Source organism: Flagellimonas nanhaiensis, assembly GCF_003382275.1.
GTDB lineage: Bacteria > Bacteroidota > Bacteroidia > Flavobacteriales > Flavobacteriaceae > Flagellimonas > Flagellimonas nanhaiensis.
In genome coordinates, this window is the sequence record NZ_QTJX01000001.1 from 501,025 (window position 1) to 512,679 (window position 11,655).

General features: G+C 40.1%; 14 protein-coding genes. 2 read left to right on the forward strand and 12 right to left on the reverse strand.

Annotation, left to right across the window (positions count from 1 at the left end):
- Nucleotides 1–24: 24 nt before the first annotated feature.
- The 5 genes from DX873_RS02355 to DX873_RS02375 all read right to left on the reverse strand — a co-directional run bounded on the left by DX873_RS02355 (nucleotide 25) and on the right by DX873_RS02375 (nucleotide 4,498).
- The gene (locus tag DX873_RS02355; RefSeq protein ID WP_116183780.1) at nucleotides 25–1,218 is read right to left on the reverse strand and encodes an aspartate aminotransferase family protein; all 1,194 of its coding nucleotides are present in this window, start codon (nucleotides 1,216–1,218) and stop codon (nucleotides 25–27) included.
- Nucleotides 1,218–2,921: an OstA-like protein gene (locus DX873_RS02360; protein WP_116182921.1), complete on the reverse strand. Its 1,704-nt coding sequence runs from the start codon at nucleotides 2,919–2,921 to the stop codon at nucleotides 1,218–1,220. Before DX873_RS02360 ends, DX873_RS02355 begins: the two co-directional genes overlap by 1 nt.
- A 112-nt stretch (nucleotides 2,922–3,033) precedes the next feature.
- Nucleotides 3,034–3,240: a YgaP family membrane protein gene (locus DX873_RS02365; RefSeq protein ID WP_116183781.1), complete on the reverse strand. Its 207-nt coding sequence runs from the start codon at nucleotides 3,238–3,240 to the stop codon at nucleotides 3,034–3,036.
- 164 nt (nucleotides 3,241–3,404) lie between these two features.
- A complete protein-coding gene (locus DX873_RS02370) occupies nucleotides 3,405–4,031 on the reverse strand; it encodes a Crp/Fnr family transcriptional regulator (protein WP_232520834.1) in 627 nt (208 codons plus the stop codon).
- Between the two features lie 38 nt (nucleotides 4,032–4,069).
- Nucleotides 4,070–4,498: a nuclear transport factor 2 family protein gene (locus DX873_RS02375; protein ID WP_116182922.1), complete on the reverse strand. Its 429-nt coding sequence runs from the start codon at nucleotides 4,496–4,498 to the stop codon at nucleotides 4,070–4,072.
- A 132-nt stretch (nucleotides 4,499–4,630) separates the two neighbouring features.
- On the opposite strand from DX873_RS02375, the gene DX873_RS02380 reads away from it, so the two are divergent.
- Together DX873_RS02380 and DX873_RS02385 are read left to right on the forward strand one after the other, a co-directional pair.
- The gene (locus DX873_RS02380; protein WP_147296591.1) at nucleotides 4,631–5,203 is read left to right on the forward strand and encodes a Crp/Fnr family transcriptional regulator; all 573 of its coding nucleotides are present in this window, start codon (nucleotides 4,631–4,633) and stop codon (nucleotides 5,201–5,203) included.
- Nucleotides 5,204–5,345: 142 nt separating this feature from the next.
- Nucleotides 5,346–5,984, forward strand: a complete 639-nt coding sequence (locus tag DX873_RS02385) for a DUF3313 domain-containing protein (protein ID WP_116182924.1) — start codon at nucleotides 5,346–5,348, stop codon at nucleotides 5,982–5,984.
- 40 nt (nucleotides 5,985–6,024) lie between these two features.
- Here DX873_RS02385 and DX873_RS02390 read toward each other — a convergent pair whose 3' ends face one another.
- From DX873_RS02390 to rsgA, 7 genes are all read right to left on the reverse strand, one after another.
- On the reverse strand, nucleotides 6,025–6,762 hold the full coding sequence (locus tag DX873_RS02390) for an SDR family oxidoreductase (RefSeq protein WP_116182925.1): 738 nt from the start codon (nucleotides 6,760–6,762) through the stop codon (nucleotides 6,025–6,027).
- Nucleotides 6,763–6,826: 64 nt separating this feature from the next.
- Entirely contained in the window at nucleotides 6,827–7,384 is a 558-nt protein-coding gene (locus tag DX873_RS02395; protein ID WP_116182926.1) for a Crp/Fnr family transcriptional regulator, read from the reverse strand.
- A 115-nt stretch (nucleotides 7,385–7,499) separates the two neighbouring features.
- Complete coding sequence (locus DX873_RS02400; RefSeq protein WP_116182927.1) at nucleotides 7,500–8,423, reverse strand: LLM class oxidoreductase; 924 nt, start codon at nucleotides 8,421–8,423, stop codon at nucleotides 7,500–7,502.
- A gap of 15 nt (nucleotides 8,424–8,438) precedes the next feature.
- Entirely contained in the window at nucleotides 8,439–9,242 is an 804-nt protein-coding gene (locus tag DX873_RS02405; RefSeq protein ID WP_116182928.1) for an SDR family NAD(P)-dependent oxidoreductase, read from the reverse strand.
- Between the two features lie 66 nt (nucleotides 9,243–9,308).
- Entirely contained in the window at nucleotides 9,309–9,611 is a 303-nt protein-coding gene (locus tag DX873_RS02410; protein ID WP_116182929.1) for a DUF1330 domain-containing protein, read from the reverse strand.
- Nucleotides 9,612–9,797: 186 nt separating this feature from the next.
- Complete coding sequence (locus tag DX873_RS02415) at nucleotides 9,798–10,400, reverse strand: short chain dehydrogenase (RefSeq protein ID WP_116182930.1); 603 nt, start codon at nucleotides 10,398–10,400, stop codon at nucleotides 9,798–9,800.
- A 90-nt stretch (nucleotides 10,401–10,490) separates the two neighbouring features.
- Nucleotides 10,491–11,564 carry a ribosome small subunit-dependent GTPase A gene (rsgA, locus tag DX873_RS02420; protein ID WP_232520835.1) on the reverse strand — a complete coding sequence of 358 codons (1,074 nt, stop codon included), beginning with the start codon at nucleotides 11,562–11,564 and terminating at the stop codon, nucleotides 10,491–10,493.
- Between the last annotated feature and the right edge of the window lie 91 nt (nucleotides 11,565–11,655).

The window sequence follows — 11,655 nt, forward strand, 5'->3', positions numbered from 1 at the left end:
AAATTTGGGTATGTTATCAACAAATTAGTTAACAGTAAGGGGACTATATTCATTTAAAATGTCCAGGATTTGGTCGCAACCGAGCCTGATTTCTTTCAGTGAAATGGTGAGTGGCGGTGATATCCTGACGGCCCTGGACTCAAAAAGTAACCAAAACAAAATCAGCCCTTTTTTAGCTGCTTCCAAGACAAGATGGTCCGCTACTTCTTTCTTATTCAAAATCAAGGCAAGCATTAATCCTTTGCCTCTTATTTCATCAATCAAAGGATGTACCAAAAGCGAGCGAATCAGCTTCTCTTTTTCCAAGGTTTCGGGAATAAGCTGTGATTCAGTGAGTTCCTTCAACGTTGCCAGACTGGCAGCTGCAATGACAGGGTTGCCGCCAAATGTGGTAATATGGCCTAATTTAGGGTTGTCTTGCAGTGAGGACATCATTTCTTTTGATGCTACGAAGGCTCCCACGGGCAATCCCGAGGCCATTCCTTTGCCAATGACCAAAATATCCGGGATGCAGTCATAATGTTGAAAAGCAAAAAGTTTTCCTGTTCTTCCAAAACCAGGCTGTATTTCGTCCAGTATCAGGAGGGCACCAACTTCATCACAACGTTTCCTCACTTTTTTGAGATATCCGTCTTTTGGTAGGATGAATCCGGCTCCTCCCTGGATGGTTTCCAGAACTACGGCAGCAGTTTGCACTGTGATTTTTTCCAGATCTTCTTCTTGGTTGAATTCTATAAAACGAATATCCGGAACCAAGGGTCTGAAGGCGCTTTTCCGTTCTTCGTACCCCATTAAACTTAAACTGCCCATGGTATTGCCATGATAGGCCTTATGGGCCGCTACAATTTCTGAGCGTCCAGTATATCTTCGAGCAAGTTTAAGGGCACCTTCCATGGCCTCTGTGCCAGAATTTACTAGATATGTGGTTTCAAGCTTTTTGGGAAGATGTGAAGCTAACAACTTAGCATATTCCACTGTCGGACCCTGAATATATTCCCCGTAAACCATTACGTGCATATACTGCTCCGCTTGTTGTTTTACTGCCTGCAGAACTTTTGGATGGCAATGACCTAGGCTACAGGCCGAAACTCCCGCCACAAAATCCAAATGGGCATTACCTGCGCTGTCGTATATGTAACTTCCTTTGGCATGAGCCACTTCAAGGCCTAAAGGATGCGGGGTGGTCTGTGCTTGATATGTGAAAAAATCATCTTTTATCATTGGGGAGCCTGAACCTTTTTTACCTGCGTTTTTTTGGGTTTTACGGCTTGGGAGTTGGGTGCGGAACTTATGGATTGATTTTTTTGTCGTTCCTTTTCTTCAGTATCTATGTCTATTGAATCATCAATGCCCCTGATTTTCACCAACTCTAAATTGTTGTCGTCCTCATCAAAGATATCCTCCTTGGACAGGATACGTTCTTCGCCCCGCCAAACAAAACCCTTTAATTTTCTACTTTCAACGGGAAGGTCTAGTTCGGGGAAAATATCACCATCCGGATTTACAAAAAAGGTGATGTCCTCAATGTCATTGTTTGCCATCAACAATCTGATCTTACTACAGATAGTCTTGTCAATCCCAATTAATTCCTGGTCATCGTTGTAGACATAATAAATAACCTCGGTATTCCGAACAAGATCAATAATCTTGAGTTCATTTTCGATGAATTTTCCAAATAGATCCTTGCCCTTGGCCTGATTATAACCTTCGTTGCTAATGGTGTCCAGAGAAATGATAAAGGCATTTTCAAGGACTTTGAGCGAATCCAGTTTTTCTGTTTCCAAATCCGAAATCAAGTGGATGCTATCTCCGGTAATCTGGTTTTCAACATTCCAAAGAATGGGATTTTTGATCAACTGGGTAATTCCAGTTTTTTGTTCGGAGTGAATAGAATCGCACTTACCGCTTAAATCCGTTTTATAAAACTTTGCATTTCTGAAGGCTCTGAGAACCCTTTCCTCAGGTTTTCCGGTAACCATCAATGTATCACCATGGATATAAAGCGAATCTTGTTGAACCAAATTGATGGCAACCGCTCTTTTTGTTGCAAAAACAGAGTCTTTTTCTTTATAAACCTCTGCATAATGTGCTCTGATCACACCATTGTTTATGGTATCGGTAACCTGAATATTATTGGTAGCCGAAGCAAATGAGGAAGCCTTGTCAAAATAAACACTGTCCCCCTCAATAATTCGATTGCTATACTCGATTTTGGTATTTTTTACGCCATACCCTTGCTCTATTTTGGTGTCGTAGAAACCACGCTCGCAATAGATTTTATATTCCTCACCGGTTATAGTAGATGGGCCGTACATATAGGCGTTTTTAGAAACGCGGTAATAATCCAATTGTTCCGAATCGATGATATACTCAGGATTGTCAATATGTACCTTGTTCCTGAACTGAACCTTCTTCAGCTCCATGAAATAGTTCCCGATCTTACTGGTTAGAACGTTAACGGAATCCACTACTTTTCCTCCTGAACGGTAGTACGACAACTGATTTTCCCGATCAAAATAAAGTGTGTCCGTGGTCAAGGTCATTTTACCATCGGACAGGTCAACATTTTCCCAGGCCTTTGCAAGTTTGGTGTTTCCATCATAGTCCATTTTCCCACTGTTCATCTCAATGGAATCACCTTGCTGCAAACGAATATTCCCAATGGCCTTAAGCCTGTTTTCTTGATTGTAAAAGATGGCAATATCGCACCATAGATCAGCTCCTTGGTGTTCAAATTGAACTTGGCGCTCGTCATCTTTGCTGAAGATGGAAGCACCAGGAAACTGGGCTTCATCTTTGGTGAAATTGGCCCCGTAGACTATGTTTATCTGTCTTCCCTGGGTTTGATCTGGGTTTTCTTGAGCACAGATTTTCAGGACAAAAAGAAATACAATGAAATGGAAAAACCTTTTCAATACCATAATTTTTGTCCAAAAGTAGGCTTTTTGGAGATAGTAGGGAGCAGGATTTAGATAGGTTTGGGAAATATACCCGTAACCTTTTTGGATTTCTCAGCTCCTTTTTTGCTAAAACCTACTTTTTAGTGGAACACGTTTTTATTCCAAATGGCGCATACAATGGACAAAAACTAACCAGACTGGTCAACAAAAATACCGCTGCCAGCGCCAAAAGAACAATTCCGAGTGTTCCCGTGATTACATTGGTGAAATAAAGAACAGCAACAACAGCTGCAATCAAAACCCTGATGATTCGGTCCGCAGACCCCATGTTTTTTTTCATTTTTCTGAATTTAATTGGACACATATTGAACCGCAAGAACTGTAAAAGTGACCAGAGCAATACAGGTCAGGCATACGAGCACAAATTTTAGTACTTTGTTCTTCATGGTTCTTTTGGCCAAAGATAAAGGGGTAATTTCTCCTTTGCAGTGACCTTGGTCACCACTAAAGGATTTCTATGCCGTCCGAATGTTGTTTCAACTTCCCTTCGTGTTCCAGTTTTTTGGCAACCCTGCTAATAACTTCACGGGCCGTCCCCAACTCATTGGCTATTTGGCGATGGGATATTTTTAAGGGATTCTTTTTGGTCAGACGTACTTTTTCCTGCAAATAATTGTAAAGTCGCTTGTCCATTTTATCGAACAGCACATGGTGGATAGTATCCAATAGCTCGCTATAGCGCAAATTGTATTGTTGGAAAAACAAGGTGTTAAAACCGGGAAATTGTTTTGTCCACTTGGAGACTTTGTCAACTGGCAATAAAAGTGCGGAAGTTGCCTCTTCTGTGACCGCAAATACCTTACTGGGTTCATTTTTTAGGCTAGAAGCAAAGGACATAATACAACTTTCATTGGGTTTGATGTAATACAGCAAAAGTTCCTTTTCTTCATGTCGGGTGAAGACTTTAATGAGCCCTTCCAGGACAATGGGTACAACCTTTACATACTGTCCTTCCCTCAATATTTGAACATTTTCGTCAATTTGCTTTACAAGGGCAGCATCCTTTACCTCGCTTACAAGATTTGGGTCTAAGTGGGACAGTATGTTCGATATTTTAGTATCTATTTCCAATGGTTTATGCAGAGATTTTGATGTTTGAATATGTTATGTTAATCCAATCTTTTAACATGGTCTATTGCAGAGACAATCCTCCATGTATTTTTAAATTTATAGAGGAAAATATAATCCACGGCCCATATATTGCCCCTGCTCATTTCAACCTTGGCGCTTGCGGCTTCATCAGAAATATCTATAAAAACAATCGAGTAATCTACTTTGGCAAGGTCTGGACGTTTTTTTCTTTGTGCTATCCACTCATCTCGTGTTTTAGAGGTCAAGGTAGTATCCCGATGCCCCCAGATAATAAAATTCTCATGGATTCCTTTCCTGGCTTCGTCAAAATCACCTGCATCTATAAGCCCCTTGATATACGATTGTTCAATTACTTCTTGAATTTCTTCCTTTTCTGAGGTTTGCGAAAACATTGCAATAGCAAATATCAGCGAGACAAATAAGGCAATACCGTTTTTAGTATTCATTCTTTTGGGTCTTATCGATTTTAGAAAACTAAAAGATATACAATTTTACTAAGGGATATTGATGTATGAGATCCTTTTAGATAAGAGGATGTAGGCATGCAATTTTTAGAGGTGGATTTGCTAACTTTAAGTATGGAAACTTTGAGGGATGAATTACTCACGCGCGCTAACTTTTCTGATGAAGAAGTAAGCGGTATCATCTCCAAATTCAAAACTGTTTCATTGGACAAAAAGGAAAGTTTCCTTTCCGCTGGCAAAGTGAGCGACAGCATTGCATATGTGGAAAAAGGATCTTTGATTTATTCCCAGACAAGTCCAGAAGGTGATGATATTGCAATCGATTTTGCCTTTGAAGGCGATTTTGTTACCTACCTCAATAGCTTTTTGTCAGATACAGCATCAGATATTGATATAACTACCAATGAACCTTCCATTTTAAAAACACTTTCCAAAACCGAACTTTACGATCTCTACCAAAAGTATCCGAAGATGGAGAGGACTGGCAGGCTTCTCTTGGAAGAGGGATTGGCCAAGATTGCCAAGGGAAGAACCATTTTCCAGACCATGGATAATCAGGACAGGTATCTTTTTCTAATGAAACATAGTCCACATATATTGCAAAGAATACCTCAGTACCATGTTGCTACGTATTTAGGCATAAAACCGGAGTCTTTGAGCAGAATAAGACGAAATCTATCCACTTAAATATAATTCGGCCCAGTAACTTCAACTTTGATTTTTGTATAGTGCTGGTGTGCACGTAGTTTAATTTACTTTCTTAACAATTGTCAATGAAAAGCGCCATGTCGCAGGATAATTTTGTCCTGTAATCAATAAACATAAGGCCATGAAAAATTTGTTAAGCTCTCAGTACATCATAGTAAGGTTATTAATGTTGGTTCTTTTTATCTCAATAACAAGTTGCGCAGCTATACCATCTACAGATTCCGGTTTTCTTGAGGACTATTCTCAGTTGCAAGAAGATAAAAATGGGGACAAAAGTTTAAAGTGGTGGGAAAAAAATGATTTTGATTGGGGTAAGTACAAGAGTCTGATGCTTGACCCCGTGGTGGTCCTTTACCATCCGCAAACAAAAGACAAGAAGATTTCGGCTTATAAAGAGAATGAGCTTGCCACATATTTTCATTCCACGGTTAGCACTGAATTAGAGGGAAAATACCAGGTAGTCAGTACCCCTGGCCCCGAAGTATTGAGAATACGGGCAGCAATAACAGAGATTACTCCTTCAAGTCCAGCTATCAATTATCCAGCAATGTTATTGGTCTTTTTTCCTGTGGATATGGGAGGAGCAACCATTGAAGTTGAGTTTTTGGATTCAGAAACCAACGAAGTATTGGCTACAATGGTCGATAAAAAAAGGGGATCACCATTTACACCCCGGGCCTTTTCAAGACTCGGACATACCAGAGCTGCTTTTGATGGATGGGCCAAGGAACTCAGAAAAGCATTGGATACGCATCCGTAACTCTAATCTGGGTTTCATTTAGGGAGTTATTGCCCCATTGTTAATTTAGACTGTTCACTTTTTGAAATGCGAATTTTGGAGCCAGCCTGGCTATTTTATAGAGTAGGTTGGCTCCCGCGATTCTAATTTCCTCTTTTCCTTTTTGAAGCCCTTTGAGCATTTCATCTACAGCTTTCTCTTTTGAAATGGCAATTTTAGGAGGATTTCCTTTATGCCATGGCGTATCCACAGCTGGGAACATAATCTCAATAATGTTTAGGTTGGAACCTTCCATTTGCTTTCTTAAAACCTGGGTAAACGAATGAAGTGCGGATTTTGTTGAATTATAAAAAGGATATACCGCTCTGGGAGCATAGATCAACCCCGTGGTGATATTTATGATAGTGGCCCTATGATTTCTTTGAAGAATCGGGGATAGGGAATGAATCAATCTTACCGGAGCCATAAAATTGATTGCGATTTCTTGCTCCGCCATATCCAGTATGCCACCCGTTCCTAGAAAATTGACTTTATGCACAACGGCCGCATTGTTGATCAAAACATTCAAGTCGGGATGTTCTTCTTTAATCCAGTCTGCTAATGAATTACACTGATTTTTATCGGATAGATCGCATTGAAAGATTTCCAACGCCGGAATTAGTTCTTTGGCGTTTTCCAAACGTTGCCGTGACCGACCACAAATCAGCACTTTGTTATTTTCAACCAATTTCTTGCTCAGTTCCAAGCCTATGCCAGAACTACCACCGGTTATTAAAATAGTGTTGCCAGCTAATTGCATCTTGTTTGCTTTTAAATGTTCAAGCAAAAGTAGCTCTAGAGGTCACCCTGTGCATTGATGTATGTTAAGTGCCCAACTTTTTTCGAATTCTACTAAGGGATTCGGGCTGGATGCCCAGATAAGAAGCAATTATGGTCTGATTGACTCTTTTGTCCAGGTTTGGATATTCTTTAAGAAAATCAAGATATCTGGTTTCGGCATGAAGCAATAGCAAGTCCCGTTCCCTTTTTTCCTTTTTTGAAAAAGCTTTTTCTATGACCTCCAACAAGAACTGTGTCCAAAAAGGATGAGTTTTGAGCAGGTCGTTCCATTTTTTATAGCTGAAAGAGTATACTTCGGAACCTTCAAGGGCTTCAATAAAAAAATAGGAGGGGTTTTGCGAAATCATCCCAGAATACGAACTTAGGAACTGATTCTCTAAAATAATGCCCTTGGTAAACTCCCTGCCCTCTTGGTTAACATAAACGTATCTGAAGAGTCCTGAGATGGTAAAACCCAGTTTTGTGGGCACTTCACCGGCCCTGATATAATATTCCCCTTTTTCAAGTTTTAGGATTTGTCCTATGGACAAGAACTCCGTTAATCTTTCTTGGGGCAATATGGTCTCTAGAAACTCTTTCATTTTTAGTGCTCTGCCAAACCGGAGGTTCAGTTTGGAAAACAATCACTTTTCCCTTATAAATGTATTCAATTTTGAGGTGTTTTGGGACCCAAACTTTGATATGATGCAAGATTGCTTAATTGAAATGGGGCAATATTTTATCTCCCAATTCCTCAAGCATTTCGGCAACAGGTCTTGAGCCATATTTGAGATTGAAAATAACATGGTTAACCCCTAGGGATTCCAAAAATTTTAAATGTTCGACCAAATAATCGCTTCCTGACTTAAAACCGAGATGTATTGGGGTAGGAGGGGCTGTGTCCTCTTCCAGTAGATCAACGTATAGAGATTGCATATAGGGTTTCCATGGCTGTCCGTTGCGCTCCAGGGCAAGTTTCCAATCTCTCATGATTTGCTCCAAAAAGCTCAGGTTTCTAGGATAGTATAACCAACCGTCTGCATGTTCCGCAATCCAATCGAGGGTTTGCCCAGAATGACCGGTAACCAGCATTGGAGTGGAATGGGGTTGTTTGGGAACCAAGTCTATAGTTCCTTGAAGATAACCATAATATTTTGACGTGAACCTTGGGAAATCACCTTGCAAAGCTTTTAAATAGAAAAAATTATCTTGAAACAAAGTGCTTTTTTTGTTGATATCCTGGTTAAATGCAGGATATTCCGAAGGCCTGTCCCCAGAGGCAATACCCATGATTACCCTTCCATTGGAAAGGAGCTGTATGCTGTTCAGCGACTTTGCAGTATGCACAGGATGCCGCAAAGGAAGCACTATGCTCCCTGTGGCAAGGGCAATTTCTTTGGTATGATTCATAATATGGGTCATGTACACCCATGGGTCGTATAGTTGGCCAGCGTCTCCAAATGATGGGTCATTGAATGGAACATCTCTGAACCATAGTGCTTTAAAACCAAGTTCTTCAGCACGTTTGGCCAATGTTTCCTGATTTTCCATTTTTGCTATGGAACCGGTATAAGACTCTAATGGAAATACCAGTCCTAAGCTTAGCTTACCCTTTTTAGCTATTTTTTGGAGCTGTTTCATTCTTGTTTTATTTGATCAGAGGGACTTGTTCAGGACAGCATTAGTGCTAGTGATGAGGTCTTCAATTTTTGGGGACTCATAGGCATCAGGATGTGCCGGTGCAAATGCACCTTGATCGTTGTCAAAATATTTTCCTGAGGCTGTTGAATAGCTATGGTCAATAGCGAGATTGAAAAGGATTTCTCCACCTTTTTCCGCAGAGGACCAGGATTGACCATAAGCTTCCTGTACCATTTTTGTGTTCAACAAGGAACCGGGGTTAACCGCTATGACAACTATATTTTTCTCCTTTTTGGCAAGATGAAAACTCCACATGGTTAGGGCCAATTTGCTCTGGGCATAAGCTGCTTGAAAGCCCAGTGTTTGTTTTCCTTCCAGGGCATCCAACGAGACAGAGGATTGAGCAGCAGAGCTCAAATTGATAATTCTTGGGTCTGTTCCTTTTTGAATAAGAGGAAGCAGCTCGGTGGTGAGTAGATAAGGTGCAAGATAATTCACCACGAGCTGAATGCTAACAGCACCTTTTTGTACACTAGGACTTTTGAATATCCCAGCGTTATTAATCAATACATCAATTTTGTTGAATTTTTCCTTGATGGCAAGAGTCATTTGCCTTACAGCACTCAAATCTGAAAAATCAGCAAGGAACCCATGTATATTATTGTTTTTGGTAAGCAGTTCAATTTCCGAAACGGTTTTTTCCAGTTTATCCCTCTTTCTTCCGTGAAGAATGATGGTATGGCCCAACTTAGCCAATTTTATGGCAGTTAATTTCCCTATACCATCTGTGCTTCCAGTAATGAGAATAGTTTTTTTCATAACTAAGGCTTGTTTAGGAAATACAGGTCTTTGTAAAGCTGAAAAGACCTGTATGCGAACATCGATTTATGCTAGGTCGTCTTTGCCTTCAACTAAAAAATGATGGCTGACCGATCCTTCTGTTCTCGATTTTAAATGCGGAACATATTCCGGGTCTTTCATAAAGTTTTGGGCCGATTCCTTAGAAGGCCATTGAATGATGATGCGGAGGGCAGCTTCTTTTTTAGCACCTTCAAGTTGTTCATGATTAGCAGTTCTGGCCAAATATTGACCTCCGTGTTTTGATACAAGCTTATTTGCAGTGGGCAAATAGGCTGCAATCCATTTGTCTGTTGTTGGAGTTACGTCCAACACTGAATAATAAGTCATAATCGAGATTTTTGGTTAACTATAAAAAATATAGTAGCAAAATTAATTATAGTTAAAATCCCTTGCAATAACGGTTAAAAAGGATAGTAGGTATAGTAATGCACAGGCACTTATGCAATGATGTAGATTTATCTTGCACAGAAAGAAACTAAATGGATTTGCAGTGTATCCGGCAGCGGTCGTTTACTATTCGTAGAACCTTATGATTTGCCCATTCCCTCGCCCTTGTACACTTCGAACATAGGCATTAACAGCCTTTTCCATTGAAATTGAATTGTGTCCGGGAAAGTAATCTCTATATTTCTCATAAGCATCTTGTACCACCCCCAACGAAACTACATTCAACCGAATACCATTTTCCATTTCCAATGCTGCGGCTTGTACAAAACTGTGGATGCCACCATTTACCATGGACGCACTGGCCGTTTTTACTACAGGGTCATCTGCCAATATTCCTGTTGATAAGGTTATGGAACCGTTAGGATTCAGGTGGTTTCTTCCCAATCTAACAAGATTCACCTGCCCCATGAGTTTACTTCTCAAACCAATGTAATAATCCTCTTCTGAGAGTTCATCAAAATTTGCCCATTTGGCTTCCCCTGCTATGCAGACAATGGCATCTAGTTGCCCTATTTGACTTAAACCTTCTTTTATCGAGGTGCTATCGGATATATCAATTTTCAGGTCACCTTCGCTTCTTCCGGCAATGATGACTTCATTTTCCTTGGCAAAATGATTCGCCACGGGTCTTCCTATTGTTCCATTTCCACCAATTATCAGTATTCTCATTTCTTTTTTGTTTGAGTAAACAAGGTAGGGTTTTACCTCGACATTTGATTTTGGGTGGAATCAATAGTTATATGCAGAATCGTTCGTTGGTCAATATTTTTTTAGATTCTTGTTCTTTTGAAAATTCTTGACCATTTTTCCAAAATCCTTGTCTTTTTTACGTTTTTGGGCAACGGTCATTTCAAAATGAGACTTTTCCCGTTCCATTCTTAGGTAATTATCATAAGATGTTTCATCAATTTCACCGTTATCCACAGCGGAAATCACCGCACAACCTGTTTCTGTGGTGTGTGAACAGTCCTTGAATTTGCATTCTTTTGAAAGCTCCATGATAGTATCAAACGTAACTTCCAACCCATCTGACGAGTCTACAATACCTACTTCCCGCATTCCAGGATTATCGATTAGAATCCCACCATTTTCAAGTACCCGTAGTTCTCGATGTGTAGTAACGTGTTTACCCCTGTTGGTGCCTAAACCAATTGAACCGGTACGCATTAGGTCTTTTCCCATTAGGGAATTCAACAAAGTTGATTTGCCCACACCTGACGAACCAAGCAGACAATATGTTTTACCTTTTTCAATACGATTGCTAAGCTGTTGTATTCCTTCTTGGGATTCGTTGCTTATGGCCAGTATCGGGGCATCGCTTATTCTTTTTCGGACTTCATCGATATGTCCTTCCAGCTCTACTTCACTGATCAGATCAATTTTATTGAGAACAATAATGGGTTTAACCTTGGAGGTGTGGCAAATGGTAAGATAACGTTCTATTCTGTTAACATTAAAATCTCTATCCACCGCTTGCATTATTAGTGCAAAATCAATATTGGTAGCGATAATCTGTTTTTCACCATGCTTTCCTACAGCTTGTCTCTCCAGTACCGTCTTTCTTGGTAGAATGGCATGGATGAGTACTTTATCCTCATCATAAGGTGAAATGGCAACCCAATCTCCTACGGCAGGAAAATCTGCCCTACTGCTTGCGGAAAACCGCAGGTTTCCAATAATTTCCCCGTCGTATTCATTTGTTTCTGTCTTTACAACGTAGCGTTCCTTATGTTCAGAGATTATTCTGCCTACATCAAATACACCAAGATTATTTTCTTGACGATATTTTTCTTGTTCGTTTGTGTATCCTAAATCTTCAAGTTTCATCTTCATTTTATCAGGTTTTACCTGTGGTAAATCGGCAATTTATAGTAGGGAAAAGGATTTGCTTTGCAAAGTTATTGCAATTGTAGCTAAATGCCCA